The organism is Streptomyces viridochromogenes (assembly GCF_001270495.1).
Taxonomy (GTDB): domain Bacteria; phylum Actinomycetota; class Actinomycetes; order Streptomycetales; family Streptomycetaceae; genus Streptomyces; species Streptomyces viridochromogenes_A.
This window is the reverse complement of the sequence record NZ_LGUR01000265.1, coordinates 90,452-112,497: the sequence shown is the minus strand read 5'-3', so window position 1 is coordinate 112,497 and position 22,046 is coordinate 90,452. Positions and strand designations below refer to the sequence as shown.

The following is a 22,046-nucleotide window of genomic DNA, read 5'->3' as shown; positions in this document are numbered from 1 at the left end:
CATCCCGGGACGTCCCGCGCACTGCGCCTGATCTGCGGCCTCGGCCCCGACACCCTCGCCTCGCACCGCACTGCTCCCACTCTCAGGAAAAACCGCAGGTGAGACGTCACGGACTGCGGGCTGCGCGAAGAGGGTGGGTGCGCTCGCTCTGGCCTCCGCCGCGGTGGGCGACCTGATCGCCTGGTGCCTGCTCGTCGTCGTGTCGGTGATCGCCGCGGCGGGCGGTCCGGGCCGACTGGTCCAGGTCGCCGCGCTGAGCGCCGTGCACGCGGCGGTCCTGATCCTGGTCGTACGGCCGCTGCTGCGCCGCCTGCTCCAGCCGCGCGAGGGCCGGCTGCCCGGGCACGTCCTGCCGGTGCTGGCCGCCGGTGTGCTCGCCTCCGGCTACGCCGCCGCCGCGATCGGCCTGGACGGCATCTTCGGCGCCTTCGCCTTCGGCCTGGTCATGCCGCGCGATCTCGGCCACGAGCTGAGCGAGCAGGTCGGCACGCCGGTACGGCAGATCACCGCGCTCCTCATGCCCGTCTTCTTCGTCACCACCGGCCTCTCGGTCGACATAACCCGCGTCGCCGACGGCGCCCTGCTCGAACTCGCCGGCATCCTCGCCGTCGCCTGCCTGGGCAAGATGGTCGCCGCCTACGTCTCCGGACGGCTGATCGGGCTGTCACGGCGGGACTCCCGGCTGCTGGGCTTCCTGATGAACACCCGGGGCCTGACCGAACTGGTCATCCTGAACGCCGGAGTGACCCTGGGCGTCCTCGATCAGTCGATGTTCACCATGATGGTGATCATGGCACTGGTCACCACCGGCATGGCCGGCTTCGTCCTTCCCGCCGCCGAACCCGAGCGGCTCGCGACATCCGCGCCCGCCGTACCGGCTCGGGCCGTCCCGTCGAGGAGCGTCGCATGACCCAGGACACGGTCCGTCACAGCAAGCGGCTGGTCGTCACCGGCAAGGATCTGCGCGCCGGGTTCGAGGAACTCGGGCTGCCCACCTCGGCGGTGGTGATCGTGCACGCGTCCCTGTCCGCCTTCGGCCACGTCGACGGCGGTCCGGCGGCGGTCCTGGACGCGTTGCGTGACCACCTCGGACCGGAGGGCACCGTGGTCGTACCCGCGTTCACCGGGGACGCGGTGCGCGACCCGCACCCGGGGGCCGGACCTGACGCGGGGGCGGAAGTCGACGCGGACCGGGCGGCCGTACCCCTGTTCCATGATGAACTGCCCACTCTCATGGGCGCGTTGCCCACGGCTCTGCTCACCGATCCGGACCGGCTGCGCAGCTCACACCCGCAGGCGTCCGTCGCAGCGGTGGGGGCCCGAGCACAGGAAATCACCGAACGGCAGCCGTTCGCGTACGCGGTGGGACGTGACTCGCCGTTCGACCGGCTGCATGCCCTCAGCGCCCACATCCTGCTGCTCGGCGTCGGTCACAACCGCAACTCCTTCCTGCACTACGCCGAGTCACTGATCCCGAACCACCGGCGCAAGCTGCGCAGATTCCCGTACGTCGTGGCCGGTGAGCGGGTGTGGGTGGAGGTACCGGACGTGGGCGACGACAACGGGCGGCACTTCCCCGGCGTCGGCGAGGAGGCGGAGCGGGAGGGGCTGGTGCGGGTCGGACGGATCGGTGCCGCCGAATGCCGTCTGATGGCGAGCGTCCCCTTCGTGGAGTTCGCCTGCCGCCGACTGCGGGAACGGCTCGCTCGGGAGGGGCGCCACAGGCGCTGAGGAAACACCGCGAGGCGCCCACAACGGGTGTCGGCAAGCGCGCTGTCAGGGCTGGTCGTAGACGATACCGAGCTGGGGCGATCGGCGGGTCGTCCGCGTGACACTCCGAGGAGAACTACACGGTCGTTGACGAGGTGGATCCTGATGGCGAGCGAGCGGGCGACGATGTGGTTGTGGGCGAGGTTCGCCTCCAGTTGATCAGGCTGGATGGTCAGGGCCGTTTCTCGACTGCCAGTAGTCGCTCTCATGGTTGAAGCTGCCCCCTGGGAGGTGCCGGAAAGCTCACGCCTGCTCGTCGGCCAGGTGTGAGGTGATCCGGCGTGCCGCGGCTGCTGTGATCTCCTCGGGGTGAAGTCGCGCAGGAGTCGGGCCAGGGAGGACCCCAGTTGCGCCTGGTGTGTGGAGCGGTCGCGGGCCAGTGCCTGCAGGACGGCGTCGTGCAGGTGCTATTCGGGGCTCTTGCCGGCTGCCCGGCCGTGGCACCTTGCACGGCCGCGACCGGGAGGAGGCGAAAGAGTAGTGGGCCATGGTCGGCCCCTCTACGTGTTGTCCTCGCCATCCTTCCGCGGCCCGGGGCGGCCCGTCCCCCGTGCTGAACCAACTGAACCACGGTCGCCGGTCAGAAGAACGGGGAACTGCTGTTCGCGTTGGTCCGGCTGCATCCGCCGCCGAAACCTGGATCCAAGGTGAGTTCAGTCCCTTTGTTGAGCCGATCCGGTTCGGAATGGCATCGCTTGCACAACCGATCAGCCCCGCCGCGCCCGGACTCAATGGGACAGAGCCGTCCGACCGCGGCCCGGTGCCTTGTGGAGGAGCCAGGCCCTGCCGGAAGCCGCCCGTCTCCGCAAGGTCACCGGCAGTCGCCCGTCGCCAATGCGACTCACTGTTCGGCATCCGCCCCGCAGATCGGCATCGCCCGCACCGCCGCCGTCGTCATGCCGACCGACAGCGACGGCGCGTCATCCTGCTCACCCCGCAGTGTCCTCGGCGGGACCATCCCTCCCCGGACCAGCCGGCCGCTCCCGGGCGATCGGCTCGGCGCCCCGGGCAGGGCGAGCTGTCCACGAATCCGACCAACAGATCGCAGTCCGGATCGAAAGAGCGGCCGTAGCAGACCGACCCCGCAGCCTCTCGTCGCGCTTCGGGCATCAGCCATCTCCGGGCTGACGCCCGGCACACCACAAACACAGAATGCGACTCTCCGTAATCGATGTGCTCGCTCCCCCTCCATCGATCAACTGCGATCACGAGACTCTGCCACCCCAGACTTGCCCGCATTTGGCGGCGGCTCCCAAGCTCCCTCCGCCGCCGACCACAGCTCTCGCTCAGCCGCCGGAGCCGCTCTGCGCGCCGTGAGGCACGTGCCTCACGGGAACCGTCAGAGGCCGATCGAGCAGGATTCAGCAGGATAGAAACGGGGCGGTATATCCCACTTTCAGGAAAAACCGCAGGTGAGACGGGTCACGTAAGCGGGTTCAAATCCCTCCGCTACCGCTCTCCGAAGGGCCCCGCCGAAAGACGGGGCCCTTCGTGCGATCATGTGCGGTCGATGGGGCAAAAGTGACTGGGGAGGCCGCCATGGCGGTGAATTCGAAGAAGGCCGCCGTCTATGTCGTCGTGGTCTTCGTGTTCTACGTGATCATCACGGACCCGAAGGGGGCCGCCGACTACGTGCAGATAGGGTTCGAGGGCATATCGGACGCCGCCAAGGCCATCGGCGACTTCATGACGTGGATCGCCAACGGAGGCGGCAGCTAGGGCCTGTCGTGGGCCACATCTTCCGGGAGTACGCATGATCCGCCACCTGGTCCTCTTCAAGCTCAACGAGGGCGTCCGGCGCGACGACCCGCGGGTCGTGGAGGGCGTCGAGGCCTTCCGGTCGCTGGAGGGCAAGATCTCCGAGATCCGGCACTGGGAGCTCGGCTGGAACATCAGCGACCGCCCCATCGCCTATGACTTCGCGATCAACTCGGCCTTCGAGGACGCGGCGGCCCTGCGCGCGTACGCGGAGCACCCGGAGCACCAGGCCGGCGTCACGCTGTGGCGGGAGTTCGCCACCTGGGTGATCGCCGACTACGAATTCTGAGCCGCGCTACCCCGGTCCCGCCCCGGACCCCCAGAGCCCTCCGCCGGAACGCGGGGGGCTTTCGCGTGTCTTACGCACCGATCCATTCCCAACACGGGATTATGCGGTACTTGAACACAATGAACTGTCTTGTGATGCTATGACCGCTTTTGACGGATGAGTTGATGGATCACGAGGTGGAGTTGACCGTGCCGGCCAGTACTGCGCCTCAAGCCCCGACCCAGGAGGACACCCCCGCGCCCACGCCGCCCCGCAGTCGCGGCGCGGACACCCGGGCACTGACCCAGGTGCTCTTCGGGGAGCTCAAGGAGTTGACGCCCGGTACGCCGGAGCACAACCGCGTGCGCGGGGCGCTTATCGAGGCCAACCTCCCGCTCGTGCGCTACGCGGCCGCCCGCTTCCGCTCCCGCAACGAGCCGATGGAGGACGTGATCCAGGTCGGCACCATCGGCCTCATCAACGCCATCGACCGCTTCGACCCGGACCGGGGCGTGCAGTTCCCGACGTTCGCGATGCCGACCGTCGTCGGCGAGATCAAGCGCTACTTCCGCGACAACGTCCGCACCGTCCACGTTCCGCGCCGGCTCCACGAGCTGTGGGTCCAGGTCAACAGCGCGACCGAGGACCTGACGACGGCCTTCGGGCGGACCCCCACCACCGCCGAGATCGCCGAGCGGCTGCGCATCACCGAGGACGAGGTGCTGTCCTGCATCGAGGCGGGGCGGTCGTACCACGCCACCTCGCTGGAAGCCGCGCAGGAGGGCGACGGGCTCCCCGGCCTGCTGGACCGGCTCGGCTACGAGGACCCCGCCCTGGACGGCGTGGAGCACCGGGACCTGGTCCGGCACCTGCTGGTGCAACTCCCCGAACGCGAGCAGAGAATCCTTCTTCTCCGCTACTACAGCAACCTCACCCAGTCGCAGATCAGTGCGGAACTCGGGGTCTCCCAGATGCACGTTTCGAGGCTACTCGCGCGTAGCTTCCAGCGACTGCGTTCGGCGAACCGGATCGACGCGTAACCGCAAACAGGAGCGACCGGTAACCGTCACGAGCGAATCGCTCACCAGGGCGGATCCCGACAGTTCTGGGCCGAAAGGCCGTCAGACCCCCTTTATCCAGGGCGGATTCAAGTCTCACATGTCGACATGTCACTACAGCGTGTTGCCGACATGTGACATTCTTCGGGAAGCGCGTTTGCCGTGGCTTCGGCTCCGGTATTCAGGTGAAGGCTGGCGTTCCTCGATCGGAGCGTTCGCCACGACCGTCCCGCGACCCAAAGGGGGTGGCATGTCCGCAGACCAGGGCAGCTCGAAGGTGCTCACGCTCACAAAGAGCGAGTCCGCGCCCGACGCCGCGCTCGACGACGTTTCACCCCTGGAGGCCGTTCCGGCCCCAGCCCTCCCGGCATCGGAGTCCATCGACACCCGCACCCTGTCCCGCTCCCTGTTCCTGCGGCTCGCCGCACTGGACGAGAACAGCCCCGAGCGCGCATACGTCCGGGACACCCTGATCGAGCTCAACCTCCCCCTCGTGCGCTACGCGGCGGCCCGCTTCCGCTCGCGCAACGAGCCGATGGAGGACATCGTCCAGGTCGGCACGATCGGCCTGATCAAGGCGATCGACCGCTTCGACTGCGAACGGGGCGTGGAGTTCCCGACGTTCGCGATGCCGACGGTGGTCGGCGAGATCAAGCGGTTCTTCCGCGACACGTCCTGGTCGGTGCGCGTCCCGCGCCGGCTCCAGGAGCTGCGCCTGGCCCTCACCAAGGCCAGCGACGAGCTCTCCCAGAAGCTGGACCGCTCCCCGACGGTGCCCGAACTCGCCGCCGTACTGGGCGTGTCCGAGGAGGACGTCGTCGACGGCCTCGCGGTCGGCAACGCGTACACCGCCTCCTCGCTGGACTCCCCGGCGCCGGAGGACGACGGCGGTGAGGGCTCTCTGGCCGACCGGCTCGGCTACGAGGACACCGCCCTTGAGGGCGTCGAGTACCGCGAGTCCCTCAAGCCGCTGCTGGCCAAACTGCCGCCCCGTGAGCGGCGGATCATCATGCTGCGCTTCTTCGCCAACATGACCCAGTCGCAGATCGGCGAGGAGGTCGGCATCTCCCAGATGCACGTCTCCCGGCTGCTGACCCGGACCCTGGCACAGCTGCGGGAAGGTCTCATCTCCGACTGATCCCCTCCGGCCCCTTCATAATTGACGGAGTGTCAGCCACCATGGCCCGATGCTTCGCGCGAAGTGGTCGCCGTGGACGACATGGACACATGGCCGTCGGTGCGCCCTGCTGGGCGCGTCGGCGGCCGTCGTCTGTCTGGGCGGGGCGCTGGCCGCGTGCGGAGGCGGCGGAGGTGGTGACGGGTACGTCGCGACGGGGGCGGCGGGAGGACCGCCCCGCGTCTCCGGTACGGCCGTCGCGCCGACGGGCGGGGTGACGCTGGTGCCGCTCGACGGGCCGGAGGGCGACCGCGGCGCCGGCAACTCGCCCGGCCTGGAGGGAAGTCAGGCACCGTCCGCCGGCCCGGCGGGAAACGAACGTCCCGCCGGCCGCCCGAGCGACGCCGCCCGCGAACCCGCGGTCGCACCGACCGACTCGGCCACCCCGCCCGGCAGTTCACCCACACCCTCGTCACCCCCGTCACCCCCGGCGCCCGCGACTACTGCCGCACCCGCCTCACCCGCGAAACTCACCGTGAGCGCCCCCGTACGGGAGCCCACGGACAAGCGCTGGTGCGAGAAGGTGACCCTCGACTTCCGCAACTCGGGCGGCACCGCCGTGCGTTCGGGCACCGTCACCTTCGGCACGCACATCATCGGCGCGCTCGGCATCGACTGGGCGACGGTGGAGTCGACGGAGGAGCTCCCGGCGCCGATCGGGGCCGGGGCGCGCGAGGAGAAGACCTGGACGGTGTGCGTCGACGCCTGGCGCGTGCCGCTGGGCATGCGCGTAGAGACGCGGGACGTGTCCGTCCGGTGGAAGTGAACCCGGCCCGGTGGAAGTGAACCCGGCGGCGACTACTTGAGCGCCAGCCAGGCCACCGCCGCCACGATCACCACGGCGGCGATCACGCCGACGATCACGCCGATGCGCGGACCCGAGGAGGCGGCCGCCTGCTGCCGACCGCCCTGCGGACCCTCGTCGACGAACGCGCGGAACATCTGGGTGCTGCCTGCGGGGTCGTGGTTGCCCTGGGGGCCCTGGGTGTTAGCCATGGCCTGAGACCCTAGCGAATTCGCCCGTTCGGCCCAAGTGGGGGCTCCCGCCCTGCACAGGGGGTCACAGGACCCACCCCACCTGCACATTTACGGTCGCAATACTTGCCTTTGCCAAGTTTTTGCGGCTCGACCGCCCCCTCTTATTTGCCTGTAGCAACCAACAGCTCCTATGGTTGCCCTAAGCAACAAATACGGAGGTGTGATGGCCGAGCAGGCGCAGTACGAGGAGCTGGTCCGCCAGTTCAGCGCCTTCGGCGCCGTGAAACGGGAGATGGGACGGACGCTGCCGTCCGACTGCCCCTCCGGTTCCGCCGCCGTACTGACGTTGCTGGCCCGCCACGGGGAGATGCGCATGAGCAAGCTCGCCGAGCTGCTCGCCGTGGACATGTCGGTCACCAGCCGCCATGTCACCCATGTCGCCGAGCGCGGCTGGATCGAGCGCTCCCCCGACCCGGCGGACAAGCGAAGCCGCATCCTCCACCTCACCCCGGCCGGTGAGGACCGGGTGCGGGAGATGTCCCGGCGGACCACGCAGCTGCTCGCCGAGCGGCTGAGCGACTGGACCGACGACGACGTCACCACGCTCACCCGGCTCATGGCCCGACTGAGGGCCAGCTTTGACGACTGCCGTACACCCGCGATCACCCAGTAAGAGAAGGAAGCCCATGGCAACGACCACACCAGCCGGTGTGCGGGCTCACGCCAAGCCCTCAGGGGGCGCCCACGCCGACGGCGCTCCGATGTCGCACCGGCAGATCCTGGAAGCGCTGACCGGGCTGCTGCTCGGCATGTTCGTCGCGATCCTGTCGTCGACGATCGTCTCCAACGCCCTGCCCGACATCATCAAGGACCTCGGCGGCGGCCAGAGCGCCTACACCTGGGTGGTCACCGCGTCGCTGCTGGCGATGACCGCGTCCACCCCGCTGTGGGGCAAGCTCGCCGACCTGTTCTCCAAGAAGCTGCTCATACAGCTGGCGCTGGTCATCTTCGTGGCCGGTTCCGCGCTGGCGGGTCTGTCGCAGAACGCCGGGATGCTCATCGCGTTCCGCGCGGTGCAGGGCATCGGCATGGGCGGTCTGTCCTCGCTGGCCCAGATCATCCTGGCCGCGATGATCTCCCCGCGTGAGCGCGGCCGGTACAACGGCTACCTCGGCGCCACCTTCGCCACCGCCATGGTCGGCGGCCCGCTGATCGGCGGCGTCATCACCGACACCGACTGGCTCGGCTGGCGCTGGTGCTTCTACGTCGGTGTGCCCTTCGCCGTCATCGCCCTGATCGTGCTCCAGCGCACCCTGCACCTCCCGGTCGTCCGCCGGAAGGTCAAGGTCGACTGGGCGGGCGCCTTCTTCATCACCGCCGCGGTCTGCCTGCTGCTGGTCTGGGTGACCTTCGCCGGTGACAAGTACGACTGGCTGTCCTGGCAGACGTACGCGATGACCGGCGGCGCGCTCGCGCTGCTGCTGATCTTCGTGTTCGTCGAGTCCAAGGCGAGCGAGCCGATCATCCCGCTGCGCCTGTTCCGCAACCGCACCATCACCCTGGCCTCGCTGGCCTCCCTCTTCGTCGGCATCGCGATGTTCGCGGGCACGATCTTCTTCAGCCAGTACTTCCAGCTGGCCCGCAACGAGTCGCCGACCATGTCCGGCGTCCTGACCATCCCGATGATCGTCGGCCTGTTCATCTCCTCGACCGTCTCCGGCCAGGTCATCACCCGCACCGGCCGCTGGAAGGCCTGGCTGCTCGCCGGCGGTGTGCTGGTGACCGCGGGCCTCGGGCTGCTGGGCACGATCCGCTACGACACCGAGTACTGGCACGTCGCGATCTTCATGGCCCTGCTGGGTCTCGGCGTCGGCATGATGATGCAGAACCTGGTCCTGGCCACGCAGAACCAGGTCGACCCGAGCGACCTGGGCGCCGCCAGCTCGGTCGTGAACTTCTTCCGCTCCCTCGGCGGTGCCATGGGCGTCTCGGCGCTCGGCGCGGTCCTCAGCCACCGCATCACCCACTACGCCGAGGAGGGCCTGACCAAGCTCGGCGTGCAGGGTTCGTCGGGCCACGGCGAGATCCCGGACCTCGACGCGCTGCCCGCGCCCGTCCGCACGGTCATCGAGAGCGCGTACGGCCACGGCGTCGCGGACGTCTTCCTGTACGCCGCGCCGATCGCGTTCCTCGCCCTCCTGTTCGCCCTGTTCATCAAGGAGGTCCCGTTGAAGACGAAGGGCGCCCTGGCCCAGGCCGCCGAGGGCAGTGAGCCCGCGACGCCGGAGCCCGCCGAGGCCGCCGCACCGGCCGCCGCGCAGGAGCGGGTCCCCAGCTGGGCCACCGTCACCTCCGACACCGAAGCCTCGACGGAGGGCACTCAGAAGCTCGCGGCCGTGGCCACGGTGGCCCGCCCCGAGGCGACCACCGGTCCGTCCGGCGGCGGCGTCCCGGTCCGCGGTTTCGTGCGGGGTGCCGAGAGCGCGCCCGTACCGCAGGCGGCGGTCACGCTGATCTCGCTGGCCGGACGGCAGCTCGGCCGGTCGGTGGCGCAGGCCGACGGCTCGTACGCGGTCGACGCGCCGGGCGCCGGATCGTACGTCCTGATCGCCTCCGCCGACGGTTTCCAGCCGCAGGCCTCCACGATCGTCGTGGACGGCGACGAGCCGGTGGCGTACGACATCCTGCTCAGCGGCACCAGCGGCCTGAGCGGTGTGGTCCGGGCCGGGGGGAGCGCGCTGGCCGTCAAGGACGCGATGGTGATCGTCACCGACGTCCGCGGGGATCTGCTGGCCACCGCCGCCACCGGGGAGCAGGGCGAGTTCAGCTTCGCCGAGCTGGTCCCGGGTGCCGTGACCGTGGCGGTGAACGCCGCCGGATACCGGCCGCGCGCCCTGCCCGTCGAGATCGGCGGCACCGGGGTCACCCGGATCGAGGTCGACCTGGAGGCGGGCGCCCAGGTCCAGGGCGTCGTACGGGCGCCGCACGGGCCGCTGGCCGACGCGCGCGTCACTCTGGTCGACGCGGCGGGCAACGTGGTCGGCACGGCGACGACCGGGGCGGACGGGGCGTACGCCTTCACCGACCTGGACGGCGGCGAGTACACGGTCATCGCGACGGGTTACCCGCCGGTGGCGACGGCGCTGACGGTGACCGGCCGCGGCACCGACGACCACGACATCGCACTCGCCCACCCCGGCGAGTAACACGAACCCCGGCCCGTGGCGGGCGGCACGCTCTGAGCGGAGGTGTGTCCGCCCGCCACGGGCCGGCTTCTTTACGACCAATTTGTAAGTCTTTGCAGGGAGTTGGACGGGATGGGACTGACGGGACTGACCGCGAGGATCCGTACCCGGGACGGATGGGCCGTGTCGCACGCGGTCGTCACGGTGACCGACATGACCGGAACGCAGGTGCTGCGGGCGGAGGCGGACGCGGAGGGGGCCGTACGGGACGCGAATCCGCTGGCCCCGGGGGCGTACACCGTCATCGTCACCGCCGTCGGCTACGCGCCCGCCGCCGCGAGCGCGATCGTCACCGCGAGCGGACGGGCCGAGGTCGGCACGGTGACGCTGGCCCGGCAGGGCGGCACGGAACTGCCGCCACCCGGACCGTGGACCGTCGACCCGGCGCACTCCAGCGTGGCCGCCGTGGCCCAGCACCTGGGGATCTCCAGTGTGCGGGGCCGTTTCACGCGGTTCTCGGGCGCCATCGAGATCGCGCCCGACGACGTCACCAAGTCCCGGGTGGAGGCGGTGATCCGGGCCGACTCGATCGACACGGGCAACGACATGCGGGACGGGCATCTGAAGTCGCCGGACTTCCTGGACGTGGAGAAGTATCCCGAGATCACGTACCGGTCGACCGGGGTCACGGCGGCCACGGGTTCGGACCGCTGGACGGTGCACGGCGAGCTGGGCATGCACGGTGTCGTACGGCCCGTGGATCTGGACCTGGCCTACCTCGGCACGGGGGCCGATCCCTGGGGCGGGACACGGGCGGCGTTCCGGGCGACGACCGAGCTCCATCGGGACGACTTCGCGATGAACTACAACCAGGTCGTCCAGGCCGGCATCGCGGCCATCGGGACGACGCTCAAAGTGGAGCTGGACATCCAGGCGGTGCAGGGGGAGTCGCTGCCGGCGGCTTGAGAGCGTGGAAGGACTCCACCCCGGGAGGTACCCGTAACTCCGCGGGGTGCGGGCCGGACGGATGTCGTGCCACCAACAGGGTCACGCTGAGCGGGCCGGTCAGACCCTAGGCTGAGCCCATGGCACCGAACATCGCTACCAACACCCGCGTCTCGCTCGAAGAGTTGCTCGACTTCGTACGTCCCCGTCACCGCGCCATCCTGCTGACCCGGCGGACGGACGGCAGCCCGCAGGCCTCGCCGCTGACCTGCGGGGTCGACGATTCGGGGCGGCTCGTGGTCTCCACGTATCCCGAGCGGGCGAAGACGCGGAACGCGAAGCGGGATCCCCGGGTGAGTGTCCTGGTCCTCAGCGACGACTGGAACGGGCCGTGGGTGCAGATCGACGGTTCCGCCGAGGTGATCGACTCACCGGACTCCGTGGAGCCGCTCGTGGAGTACTTCCGGAACATCTCCGGGGAGCACCCGGACTGGGACGAGTACCGGGCGGCGATGGTGAAGCAGGGTAAGTCGATCATTCGGGTGACGCCGGAGAAGTGGGGGCCGGTGGCGACCGGTGGGTTTCCTGCGCGGCTGGTTTCCGAAGACGCCTAGGAGCTCGGGGCGTGCGGATCGTCGTGCGGCTGCGGGTGCGTCGTGGCTGGTCGCGCCCGCGCGGCGGAGCCGCATATCAGGCACGGTCCCGCGCCCCTGGTGGTGCGCCGCGCGCGACCATCGCCTCGATGCCCGCCACCAGTAGGTCCAGGGCGAACTCGAAGTCCCGTTCCCACATTTCCTCGACCGTGTCGCCGCCTCGGGCCGCCATGAGTTCCGCGGAGTCCTGGACGATGTCGGCGGTGTCCGGGGCCTGGGTCACCGTGCTCATGGCGTGCTGGAAGTAGTCGTCCGGCGTCATGCCGAAGGCCGCGCTGCGGGAGATGAAGTGGCCCTCCATCGTGCCGAAGCCGTAGACGAACTGGAAGACGGCGGAGATGGCGGCCACCAGGCCGTGCGCGGGCAGGCCGGTCTTGCGGATGACTCGCTGGACCAGGCGGGAGAACTCCAGGCTGTTCGGGCCGATGTTGACGTAGGTGCCGATCAGCGGCGAGAGCCAGGGGTGGCGGACCAGCAGGTCGCGGTACCCGCGGGCCAGTGCGCGCAGCTGGTCGTGCCAGTCCTCGTCCGCCTCCGGGTCGGGCAGCGTGAGTTCGCCGAACGCGGCGTCGAGGGCGAGTTCGAGGAGGTCGTCCTTGGTGTCGACGTACCAGTAGACGGACATCGCGGTCACGTTCAGCTCGGCGGCCAGCCGCCGCATGGAGAACTTGGCCAACCCCTCGGCGTCCAGCAACCGGACGGTCGCCGCGGTGATGCGGTCCCGGTCGAGCCCGGAGGGCTGTCCGCCACGCCGCCCGCCCCCTCGGGCCTTGCCTTCCAGCCAGACACTGGTCCGCGCGGACTCCCGGGCTGCCCTAGCCATGGCGCCCCTTCCTCGTCGTTCTGATGCCGGTCACGGGACTCGCCCCTTCAGGGGCGCGGGACTGTGCCTGATATGCGGCTCCGCAGCGCGGGCGCGACCAGCCACAACGGTCCCGCAGTCGCCCAACAACCCTATGGCCCGAGCCCTTAGGCGGACTCTCCCCGCTCAGCCCGCCGAAGCAACACCGCCGCGACCAAACCGCCGGCCAACACCGCCACCGCCCCGACCAACTGACTGCTCTCCAGGCCGGAGGCAAACGCATCCGTGATCCGCGCCCGCTCTCCCTCCGACCCCGCAGCCGCCAACGCCCCCGGCAGGGACACCGCGGCGACCGGAATCAGCGCGGCGAAGCGGGCATTGAGCACCGCCCCGAGCACCGCGACACCCAGCCCCGTGCCGAACTCCGCCACCATGCCGTTGATCCCCCCGCCGACCCCCGCCTTCTCCGGCGGAATCGCACTCATGATCGCGTGAGACATCGCCGGACTCGCCACCGCGGCCCCGGCGCCGATGAGCACCAGTCCCAGCAGTGTGCCGGTGTACTCGCCGGACGGCATCAGGGCGATGGAGGCGAGGCCGCCGGCCATGACCGCCATGCCCAGCCCGATGGCGAGCGGGGTCCCCAGCCGGGCCGCACACTTCGCCGCCACGCCGGTGAAGTTCAGCGCCACGATCATCAGGGCGAGCGGAGCCGTCCGCAGGCCGGCCTCCAAGGGCTCGTAGCCGAGCACGAACTGCATGTGCTGTGTGAGCAGGAAGAGTGATCCCCCCATCCCGAAGGTGATCAGCACACCGCCCGCGATGGCTCCCGTGAACTGCCGGTTCCGGAAGAAGTGCAGGTCCAGCATGGGGTACGGGATCCGGCTCTCCCAGTACGCGAAGACGGCCAGCACGACGATCGCCACGGTCGCCGTCACCAGGACCCGGCCGGACGTCCAGCCGTGTTCGGGCCCGGAGATGATCGCGAAGACCAGGGACGCCATGCCGATCGTGGAGAGCACGGCCCCCAGCAGGTCGGGACGGTCGCCCTGCGGGTTCTTCGACTCGGGGACCAGCGCCACGACCGCCACGAGGGCGAGCACCGCGACCGGCAGGTTGATCAGGAAGATCGCGCCCCACCAGAAGTGGTCCAGCATGAAGCCGCCGAGCAGCGGTCCGGCCGCGAAGCCGAGCGAGTTCACGGCGGCCCAGATGCCGATCGCCTTCGGCTGCTCCTCGGGCGTGAAGATCTGGATCGCCACGGCCAGGACCGTGGTCATCAGCAGCGCGCCGCCGACACCCATCCCGGCCCGCGCCGCGATCAACTGGCCCGTGGAGTCGGCGAGTCCGGCCACGAGCGAGCCCACACCGAACAGCGCCAGGCCCGCGACCAGCATCTTCTTACGGCCGTAGCGGTCGGCGGCGCTGCGCGCGGTGAGCAGCAGGCCGGACTGTACGAGCGAGTAGGCGTTGATCATCCACTGGATGTCGGAGGTGCCCGCGTCCAGCTCACGGGTGAGCGAGGGGATGGCCACGTTGAGGACGGTGTTGTCGAGCACCACGGTGAGCACCGCGATGCAGAGGACGCCAAGGATGAGCCAGCGCTGGGGATGGCCGTCCTGGGCCGGGGCCGGAGCCGGGGTCAGGGGCTTTTCCTGGGGGGACGTCGACATGCCATACACCGTAGAACATCCCCCATACGCTGTACAACGGAGTTACGGGAAAGGGCGGCGGCCACATACGGCCACCGCCCTGTCTCTCCGGCTACGTCTTTCGCCGGCTACGTCAGCTGCTCGCCTCCTGCGTCAGGTCGTAGAAGGTCGCCGAACCGACCGTCACCTTCTTGAAGTTGGCCTCGACCCACTCGCTGATCTGCGAGGACGTGCCGCTGCTGCTGCCGCCCATGCCGCCGCCACCGGAACCGCTGGAGATGAAGTAGTGGATCTTGCCTTCCGCCACGTACTTCTTGAACTCGGCCAGTGTCGGGGACGGGTCGGTGCCGTTGAAGCCGCCGATCGCCATCACCGGGTCGCCGGTGGAGAGCTGGTAGCTCGCGGCGTTCTGCGCGCCGATGGCCGCGGCCGCCCAGGTGTAGTCCCCCGCGTTCTTCTCCAGCAGTTCCTTGGCCTCGTCGCTGACGCTGGCGCCGTTGAGCAGACCGCCCACGCCGCCACCGCCGCCCCTTCCGCCGCTTTCGCCCATCTGGCCCCCGCCGGGCATGCCGCCCTGCTGACCCTGCTGGTTCTGGTTCTGGCTCTGGCCGGGCATGCCGCCGCCGTTGCCGCCACCGGGGAAGCCGTTGCCGTTCCGCTGGTTCTGGCCGCCCTGCTGGTTGTTCTGGCCCTGCTGGCCCGGCATGCCGCCACCACCGGGGCCGCCGCCACCGCCGGGGCCGCCCCGACCGCCCGAGACGGCGGGACCCGCCGTGACGATCGAGCCGGTGTGGCCCTCGTTCAGCGTGGTGAGGGTGTACGCGGACGGGCCGGCCAGCGCGGCGGTGAGGCCCAGGCCGACGACACCCATGGCCAGTTGACGGCCGAGCCTGCCGGCGAAGACCAGGCCCAGCGCGGCCGCCAGACCGCCGACCAGGACCAGCCACTGCAGCCAGGGCAGGTAGTCGGAGGAGCGGTTGAGCAGGACGTAGCCCCAGACCGCGGTGGCCGTCATCGCGGCCGCCAGGCTCAGCGACGCCCACGCCTTGTCGCGCTTCTCCCAGAGCAGCGCCGCGCCCATGCCGATCAGCGGGGCGATGTAGGGGGCGAGGGCCACCGTGTAGTACTCGTGGAAGATGCCCTGCATGTAGCTGAAGACCAGCATGGTCGTGATCAGCGCGCCGCCCCAGACGAGGAACGAACCGCGCGTCACCGACGTACGGCCCGCCTTGCGCGTGGCCACCAGGGCCGCGACCAGCAGGATCAGCGCGGCCGGGATCAGCCAGGAGATCTGGCCGCCGATGCTGGAGCTGAACAGGCGGTCCCAGCCGGTCTCGCCCCAGGCGCCGCCGCCGTTGCCGCCGCCACCGCCGACGCTGCCGGTCTCCTCGCCGTTGAGCCGGCCGAGGCCGTTGTAACCGAAGGTCAGCTCCAGGAAGGAGTTGTTCTGCGAGCCGCCGATGTAGGGGCGGGAGGAGGCCGGCCACAGCTCGACGATCGCGACCCACCAGCCGCCGGAGACGACGATCGCGGCGAGGCCCGCGGCCAGCTGGCCGATCCGCTTCTTCACGGGCACCGGCGCGCAGACCGCGTACACGATCGCGAGCGGCGGCAGGATCAGGAAGGCCTGGAGGGTCTTGGCGAGGAACGCGAAGCCGATCGCGGAACCGGCCCACAGCAGCCACTTGGTACGGCCGTCCTCCAGGGCGCGGATGACGAAGTAGCAGGCCACGGCCATCAGCAGGGCCAGCATCGCGTCCGGGTTGTTGAACCGGAACATCAGCGCCGCGACGGGGGTGAGCGCGAGCACCGCGCCCGCGATCAGACCGGCCGCGGGGCTGAACCGGCGGCGTACGGCCGCGTAGACCACGGCGACCGTGCCGACGCCCATGAGGACCTCGGGAAGGAGGATCGCCCAGGAGTGGAGGCCGAAGAGGCGCACCGAGAGGGCCATCGGCCACAGGGAGGCCGGGGGCTTGTCGACGGTGATGGCGTTCGCCGCGTCCAGCGAGCCGAAGAAGAAGGCCTTCCAGGACTGGCTGCCGGCCTGAACGGCCGCCGAGTAGAAGGAGTTGGCGTAGCCGGAGGCGCTCAGGTTGTAGAGGTAGAGGGCGAGGGTGGCGATGAGGAGGCCGAGGAAGGCCGGGCGGGCCCAGTGCGGATCCTCGGGGCGGCCGCGCCACAGCCGCCGTACGAAAGGCTGCTTGGGTTCGCCGGAGTCGGGGGCCGGTGCGGCGGGCGAGGGTGCCGGGGGTGGGCCCCAGGTGTCGGGGCTCGTGCCTCTGTCGTGGTGCGTCGTCGTCTGGTCGTGGTGGACGGTCATCGGGAGTCCTTCGAGTCGGTGTCGTGCGGGCGCACCGGCTGCAGCTGCATGGTGGCGTCCCGCCAGGTGCCGTCCGCGGCTGCACCGGCGCGGAACTGGGCGGCGTCGTACGTGTACTGGGGCGTGCGCCGCGGCAACCGACCGTCGTTCCGCGGGGGCTGCTGGGTGGAGTACGTGGGCGAGGACGGGTGGTGCGAGGTGACCACCATCGAGTCGGTGTCGCGTTGCTCCGGGAACACCCACGCCCGGAAGAGCAGGAAGCGGAGCACCGTCGCCGCGAGGTTGGCGGCGACGAGGACCGCGAGTTCGGTGGAGTGCGCGGGGTCGCTGCTGGCCGCGTTCAGGGCGGCGAGCGAACCGCTGGTCAGGGCGAGGCCGATGCCGAAGACGACCAGGCCCTGCGCCTGGTGCCGTACGGCGCCGCCGCGGCCGCGCACTCCGAAGGTGAGGCGCCGGTTGGCCGCCGTGTTGGCGATCGCGGAGACCAGCAGGGCGAGCGCGTTGGCGATCTGAGAGCCGGTGAAGAGGCGGAAGCCGCTGTAGAGGAGGAGGTAGAAGAGGGTGGACAGGGCGCCGACGACGCAGAAGCCGACGAGCTGGCGGGCCAGCCCCTTGGGTACGTCCTTGATCTCGCGGTCGCGCGGGTCGTCACCGAAGGGACGGGCGAGCCGGTCCAGCGAGAGCGAACCGGTGGCGAGCGCCCTGCCGACCCGCCACACGCCCTTGAGGTCCTCGGTCGCCGTCTTCACGATGTGGACCGTGGAGTTCGGGTCGTCGACCCAGTCGACCGGCACCTCGTGGATCCGCAGCCCCGCGCGCTCGGCGAGCACCAGCATCTCCGTGTCGAAGAACCAGCCGGTGTCCTCGACGAGGGGCAGCAGGACCTGCGCGACATCCCGCCGTACGGCCTTGAAACCGCACTGGGCGTCCGAGAAGCGGGCCTGGAGCGAGCCGCGCAGGATGAGGTTGTAGGCCCGGCTGATGAACTCCCGCTTGGGCCCGCGCACCACCCGTGAGCTTCGGGCCAGCCGGGAGCCGATCGCCAGGTCCGAGTGACCGGAGATCAGCGGCGCCACCAGGGGGAGCAGGGCGTTGAGGTCGGTGGACAGGTCCACGTCCATGTAGGCGAGGACGGGGGCGTCCGAGGCGGACCAGACGGTCCGCAGCGCCCGGCCGCGGCCCTTCTGCTCCAGCCGGAAGGACGTGACCTCCGGGAGTTCCGCCTCCAGCCGCCGCGACACCTGGGGGGTGGTGTCGGTCGACGCGTTGTCCGCGATCGTGATGCGGAACGCGTACGGGAACGTGCGCTTGAGGTGATCATGCAGTCTCAGTACACACGGCTGGAGGTCCTTCTCCTCGTTGTAGACGGGGATCACTACGTCCAGAACAGGCGTACCGGCGTCGCCGGCCGGGAGGTGCTCCCGCGCCGGCAGGGTGCCGGGAGAAGAGTCGGTTCGCATGACACCGACTTTTGTCAGGCGCCCTGTTCCGCCCATGTGGTGACGCTGTGCTGTGCCTGTGAGTGCTGTTGCCAGCTCATTTCGGGGCTCGGCTGCGCGGGCAGCGCCGGCAGATGCACGGTGAACACGGTCCGTCCGGGCACGCTGTCGACGGTCACGGCGCCGCCGTGCGCGGTCGCCACGGCCTGCACGATGGCCAGGCCGAGGCCGGTCGAGCCGGAGGCACGGGAGCGCGAGGAGTCACCCCGCGCGAACCGTTCGAAGACGTGCGGAAGCAGTTCGGGCGGGATGCCCTGCCCGTTGTCCTCCACGTCCACGCACATCCAGGGGCCCCGCCGCTGAACACGGGCTGTGACGGTCGTACCGGGCGGGGTGTGGTTGCGGGCGTTGCCGAGCAGGTTGACGAGGACCTGTTGCAGCCGGGCCGCGTCCGCCGACACGAGCGCGGGCTCGTCGGGCAGGTCGAGCCGCCAGTTGTGGTCCATGCCCGCGGCGCGGGCGTCGCTGATGGTGTCGACGACGAGCGGGATGAGATCGGTCTGCTCGAACTGAAGCGGCCGTCCGGCATCCAGCCGGGCGAGCAGCAGCAGATCCTCGACGAGCAGGGTCATACGCCCGGCCTCGGACTCGATACGGCCGAGCGCGTGCCGGGTGTCGGGCCCGACGTCCTCTCTGCCTCGTCTGGTCAGCTCGGCGTACCCGCGGATGGAGGCGAGGGGCGTGCGCAGCTCATGGCTGGCGTCGGCCACGAACTGCCGGACGCGCATCTCGCTCTGCTGGCGGGAGTGGAGAGCGCCGTGGACATGGTCCAGCATCCGATTCAGCGCCGCACCGACCTGGCCGACCTCGGTGTGCGGGTCGGTCTCGGACTCGGGGACGCGTTCGCTGAGGTTGACCTCGCCGGTGTGGAGGGGGAGTTCGGAGACGCGGGTCGCCGTGGCGGCGACCCGGCGGAGGGGGCGGGTGGCCACGCCGACGATGACGGTGCCGGCGATACCGGCGGCTACCAGGGCGGCGGCGGTGACGCTGGCCTCGATGAGCATCAGGGTGTTGAGGTTGCTGCTGACGTCCTTGGTGGGGATGGCGACGTAGTAGCTGCGGGTGCCGTCGGGGCTGGTCCGGTACTGGACGCGGTATTCGCCGAGGCTGCCCAGTTCGACGGTGTGCTGCTTGTCGTCCTGGGCGACCTTGTTGAGCGCCGCTTCCTGGGCTTCGGTGAGATCGACGGCCTTCATCCCGAAGGGGTCGGCGGCGGTGCTGTCGTTCGTGTTCTGGCTGACCTTGGCCTCGGTGATGACACCGTTCCGGACCAGGGCGATGACCGTACCGGACGACCCCGGGCCGCCCGCGCGCTTGGCGAACTCGCCGAGGCTGAAGGTCTGGACAGCGTTGCCGGCAGTGTCGCTCGTGTTGCCGTCGTTCTTGTCAGCGTCGTTCTTGTCAGCGTCGTTCTTGTCGGGGTCGTTCTTGTCGGGGTCGCCGCCGGGAGGCTTGCCGACGGCCCGATCGCCGATCTCGCTGAGCTGGGTCCCCAGCTGCTCGTACAGGTGCGAACGCAGCGCGAGCGTCGTCACCGTACCGATCACCGCACACACCACGGCGATCAGCACCAGGGACGCGACGACGAGCCGCGCCCGCAGGGTGCGCGGCTGACCCGCGCGTCTCTTCTGCGTACGCGGTCGTCGTCGCCCGCTCATGACGCGGCGGGCTTGATCAAGTAACCGGCACCACGCCGGGTGTGGATCATCGGCTCGCGACCGGCGTCGATCTTCCGCCGCAGGTAGGAGATGTAGAGCTCCACCACATTGGCCTGCCCGCCGAAGTCGTACGACCACACGCGGTCGAGTATCTGGGCCTTGCTGAGCACGCGCCGCGGATTACGCATGAGGAACCGCAGCAGCTCGAACTCCGTGGCGGTGAGGTGGATGTTCTCCCCGGCCCGCGACACCTCGTGGCTGTCCTCGTCGAGGGTGAGGTCCCCCACGACCAGCACGGAGTCGGACCGCCGGTCGGCGGCACCGGAACGCCGGATGAGCCCGCGCAGCCGGGCCACGACCTCCTCCAGGCTGAACGGCTTGGTGACGTAGTCGTCCCCGCCCGCGGTGAGCCCGGCGATCCGGTCCTCGACGGCGTCCTTGGCCGTCAGGAACAGCACGGGCACGTCCGGCAGATCCCGCCGCAGCCGCCCCAGCACGGTCAGCCCGTCCATGTCCGGCAGCATCATGTCCAGGACGACGGCGTCGGGCCGGAACTCACGCGCGGTCTGCACCGCGCCGGTACCGTCACCGGCACTCCGGATCTGCCAGCCCTCATAGCGAAGGGCCATGGACAGAAGTTCGGTGATCGACAGCTCGTCGTCCACCACAAGCACTCGGACGGGGCTCCCGTCCGGCCTCAGCAGTTCGGTGCGCCCCTGGGGCGAGGTCGTGGTCATAGCGGACACGATGTCGGGGTCCTCTGAGAACACGCTTTCTGAAAGCTGTGATTTTCCTGAGAAACACACAGGAGGCTCTCAGGAAACGCCTGGGTGTCCGGATACGGCATGGCCATACGGCATGCCCCTTCGGCCCTCGCCGTCAGACCGCCGTACTGCCGACCATGAGGATCTTGTTGGCTACGGTTCCGCCCTCGATCTCGTACGTTGCTCGATGGACGCCGACCCGCAGCCGCCTCAGGTTGGTGGTACCGAGCTTGTTACTCGTGTTGGGTTCGGGGTTGAGAGCGAGGGAGTTGATCGCCTTGACGAGAGGTTTCACCGCGTCGCCATCGCGGGCCCGGAGCCGTTTGAGACCTTCGGATGCCGCCCGTTCCCAAATGATCGTGTAGCTCAACGGGCCTCGGCTCCGGTGACGATGGCGTCGATCTCCGACTGGGTGGACGTCGGCCCGCCGGCCGCTCGCGCGAACAGAGACACGGCCACGTCGGCGAAGTCGATCGCCTGCTCGCGCACCTCCTCATCGGGGGCGGCGTCGGCGAGTGCCTGCGTCCACCAGTGGTTGAGGAACGCCTCGAAACCGCCGGAGTCCGCCAGAGCGCCCAGCTCGCCGTAGAAGGCGGCGCGGTGATCGAGGCGCAGGGCCGCTCCGATGCCGTCGACGGTGCGCTGGACGACATGACCCGTGAACCCGGTGGCTTCCCGGGCCTCGGCCACCGCGTTCTGCCACTCGCCTGCCATCCACGTCTCCCTTCGCCGTGCGGCCAAGGTACCCGCACGGCACCTTCTGAGGCGGCTCAGCACGCTACGCACCGATGGCACCTCGGGATGTCGAGTTCGCCCCAGACGACACTCCTTCACCTGGTCTCACAGCACAGGTGAAGGACCCGGCGGCGAGGGCCGTGCCTCACCGGGCCAGGCGGTCCGGTGCGCCCTCCCGCTCGAACCCACTGCTGTGCTCGACCCTCGCGATGTGCAGCGAGTAGCGCTCGTACCAGTGCGCACACCCGTACTCCTCGGCCGCGCCAGACCGCGCCGGTACCGGAACGGGCTCCGCCGCCTTGTCGGCAACGGAGCCCGTGCGTCCCGTCAGGAGGAGGCGACCGCAGAGAGGACCTTCTTTCTGTTCGCTTCCTCGCTCACGACGATTGAGATTGACTTGTCGTCGTTGGAATGGGATACGGAGAGTGAGCCGGTGCGCTTTGTTTCCTTACCGGCGTTAGGCGACGACTAGTTGACAACGAGAGCTCTTCGGCTGCACGAGAGTTCCGCCCATGCTGGGGCGTCACCTGACCCGTGTCCGGATGACCTCATATAGGGTCCGAATGGCAGACGTGAACTTCCCTCGTCGTCATTCTTCGGCCAGGCGGTGCGGCATGCGGCCTTTGGTGTCGGTCAACGCGGCTTCGGCCTGCGTGAGCAGGGCGAGGGTCTGTGCGGTGGTCTGCGGGTCCTCGCTGGCTGAGTCGCCGAACCGGGGCCTCGGGCGCTCACTTCCGTTTACGGTGCAGAAGCCGAGGACGCGGTCGAGCCTGAGCATCACATGCGGCATGTCGACGAGTGCGGGCCCCAGTACCGGGCCT

General features: G+C 69.8%; 21 protein-coding genes. 11 read left to right on the top strand and 10 right to left on the bottom strand.

Features of this window, described 5'->3' with window-relative positions:
• Positions 1-133: 133 nt before the first annotated feature.
• The 7 genes from ADK36_RS44005 to ADK36_RS43975 all read left to right on the top strand — a co-directional run bounded on the left by ADK36_RS44005 (position 134) and on the right by ADK36_RS43975 (position 6,797).
• Positions 134-910 carry a cation:proton antiporter gene (locus ADK36_RS44005; RefSeq protein ID WP_053084685.1) on the top strand — a complete coding sequence of 259 codons (777 nt, stop codon included), beginning with the start codon at positions 134-136 and terminating at the stop codon, positions 908-910.
• The gene (locus ADK36_RS44000) at positions 907-1,731 is read left to right on the top strand and encodes an aminoglycoside N(3)-acetyltransferase (RefSeq protein ID WP_048582229.1); all 825 of its coding nucleotides are present in this window, start codon (positions 907-909) and stop codon (positions 1,729-1,731) included. The genes ADK36_RS44005 and ADK36_RS44000 overlap by 4 nt, the downstream gene beginning before the upstream one ends.
• Before the next feature lie 1,578 nt (positions 1,732-3,309).
• On the top strand, positions 3,310-3,489 hold the full coding sequence (locus ADK36_RS43995) for a hypothetical protein (protein ID WP_048582230.1): 180 nt from the start codon (positions 3,310-3,312) through the stop codon (positions 3,487-3,489).
• A 34-nt stretch (positions 3,490-3,523) separates the two neighbouring features.
• Positions 3,524-3,817, top strand: coding sequence for a Dabb family protein (locus tag ADK36_RS43990; RefSeq protein ID WP_048582231.1), 294 nt, complete (start codon positions 3,524-3,526; stop codon positions 3,815-3,817).
• Between the two features lie 164 nt (positions 3,818-3,981).
• Positions 3,982-4,836, top strand: a complete 855-nt coding sequence (locus tag ADK36_RS43985; RefSeq protein WP_199830374.1) for an RNA polymerase sigma factor SigF — start codon at positions 3,982-3,984, stop codon at positions 4,834-4,836.
• A 268-nt stretch (positions 4,837-5,104) separates the two neighbouring features.
• Complete coding sequence (locus ADK36_RS43980; protein WP_048582233.1) at positions 5,105-5,992, top strand: RNA polymerase sigma factor SigF; 888 nt, start codon at positions 5,105-5,107, stop codon at positions 5,990-5,992.
• Positions 5,993-6,041: 49 nt separating this feature from the next.
• Positions 6,042-6,797, top strand: coding sequence for a hypothetical protein (locus ADK36_RS43975; RefSeq protein WP_048582234.1), 756 nt, complete (start codon positions 6,042-6,044; stop codon positions 6,795-6,797).
• Between the two features lie 32 nt (positions 6,798-6,829).
• Here ADK36_RS43975 and ADK36_RS43970 read toward each other — a convergent pair whose 3' ends face one another.
• The gene (locus ADK36_RS43970) at positions 6,830-7,027 is read right to left on the bottom strand and encodes a hypothetical protein (protein ID WP_048582235.1); all 198 of its coding nucleotides are present in this window, start codon (positions 7,025-7,027) and stop codon (positions 6,830-6,832) included.
• 205 nt (positions 7,028-7,232) lie between these two features.
• Between ADK36_RS43970 and ADK36_RS43965 the strand changes: the two genes are divergently transcribed.
• The 4 genes from ADK36_RS43965 to ADK36_RS43950 all read left to right on the top strand — a co-directional run bounded on the left by ADK36_RS43965 (position 7,233) and on the right by ADK36_RS43950 (position 11,753).
• The gene (locus ADK36_RS43965) at positions 7,233-7,682 is read left to right on the top strand and encodes a MarR family winged helix-turn-helix transcriptional regulator (protein ID WP_048582236.1); all 450 of its coding nucleotides are present in this window, start codon (positions 7,233-7,235) and stop codon (positions 7,680-7,682) included.
• Positions 7,683-7,695: 13 nt separating this feature from the next.
• Entirely contained in the window at positions 7,696-10,215 is a 2,520-nt protein-coding gene (locus ADK36_RS43960) for an MFS transporter (protein ID WP_107083732.1), read from the top strand.
• A gap of 111 nt (positions 10,216-10,326) precedes the next feature.
• Positions 10,327-11,160 (top strand): YceI family protein, encoded by an 834-nt coding sequence (locus ADK36_RS43955; RefSeq protein WP_048582237.1) that lies wholly within the window; start codon positions 10,327-10,329, stop codon positions 11,158-11,160.
• Between the two features lie 119 nt (positions 11,161-11,279).
• Positions 11,280-11,753, top strand: coding sequence for a PPOX class F420-dependent oxidoreductase (locus tag ADK36_RS43950; protein ID WP_048582238.1), 474 nt, complete (start codon positions 11,280-11,282; stop codon positions 11,751-11,753).
• A 76-nt stretch (positions 11,754-11,829) separates the two neighbouring features.
• Here the strand turns inward: ADK36_RS43950 and ADK36_RS43945 are convergent, their stop codons facing one another.
• The 9 genes from ADK36_RS43945 to ADK36_RS43905 form a co-directional block, all read right to left on the bottom strand.
• Positions 11,830-12,615: a TetR/AcrR family transcriptional regulator gene (locus ADK36_RS43945; RefSeq protein WP_048582239.1), complete on the bottom strand. Its 786-nt coding sequence runs from the start codon at positions 12,613-12,615 to the stop codon at positions 11,830-11,832.
• A gap of 146 nt (positions 12,616-12,761) precedes the next feature.
• Entirely contained in the window at positions 12,762-14,267 is a 1,506-nt protein-coding gene (locus ADK36_RS43940) for an MFS transporter (protein ID WP_053201570.1), read from the bottom strand.
• Between the two features lie 112 nt (positions 14,268-14,379).
• Positions 14,380-16,569: an ArnT family glycosyltransferase gene (locus tag ADK36_RS43935; protein WP_048582241.1), complete on the bottom strand. Its 2,190-nt coding sequence runs from the start codon at positions 16,567-16,569 to the stop codon at positions 14,380-14,382.
• Positions 16,566-18,029, bottom strand: coding sequence for a bifunctional glycosyltransferase family 2/GtrA family protein (locus ADK36_RS43930; RefSeq protein WP_048582242.1), 1,464 nt, complete (start codon positions 18,027-18,029; stop codon positions 16,566-16,568). Before ADK36_RS43930 ends, ADK36_RS43935 begins: the two co-directional genes overlap by 4 nt.
• Before the next feature lie 14 nt (positions 18,030-18,043).
• On the bottom strand, positions 18,044-19,726 hold the full coding sequence (locus ADK36_RS43925; RefSeq protein ID WP_048582243.1) for a sensor histidine kinase: 1,683 nt from the start codon (positions 19,724-19,726) through the stop codon (positions 18,044-18,046).
• Positions 19,723-20,463, bottom strand: coding sequence for a response regulator transcription factor (locus ADK36_RS43920; RefSeq protein ID WP_048582309.1), 741 nt, complete (start codon positions 20,461-20,463; stop codon positions 19,723-19,725). The genes ADK36_RS43925 and ADK36_RS43920 overlap by 4 nt, the downstream gene beginning before the upstream one ends.
• 142 nt (positions 20,464-20,605) lie before the next feature.
• Entirely contained in the window at positions 20,606-20,860 is a 255-nt protein-coding gene (locus ADK36_RS43915) for a type II toxin-antitoxin system RelE family toxin (RefSeq protein WP_048582244.1), read from the bottom strand.
• Complete coding sequence (locus tag ADK36_RS43910; protein ID WP_048582245.1) at positions 20,857-21,204, bottom strand: hypothetical protein; 348 nt, start codon at positions 21,202-21,204, stop codon at positions 20,857-20,859. The genes ADK36_RS43915 and ADK36_RS43910 overlap by 4 nt, the downstream gene beginning before the upstream one ends.
• Before the next feature lie 610 nt (positions 21,205-21,814).
• Positions 21,815-22,015, bottom strand: a complete 201-nt coding sequence (locus tag ADK36_RS43905; protein WP_048582246.1) for a hypothetical protein — start codon at positions 22,013-22,015, stop codon at positions 21,815-21,817.
• Between the last annotated feature and the right edge of the window lie 31 nt (positions 22,016-22,046).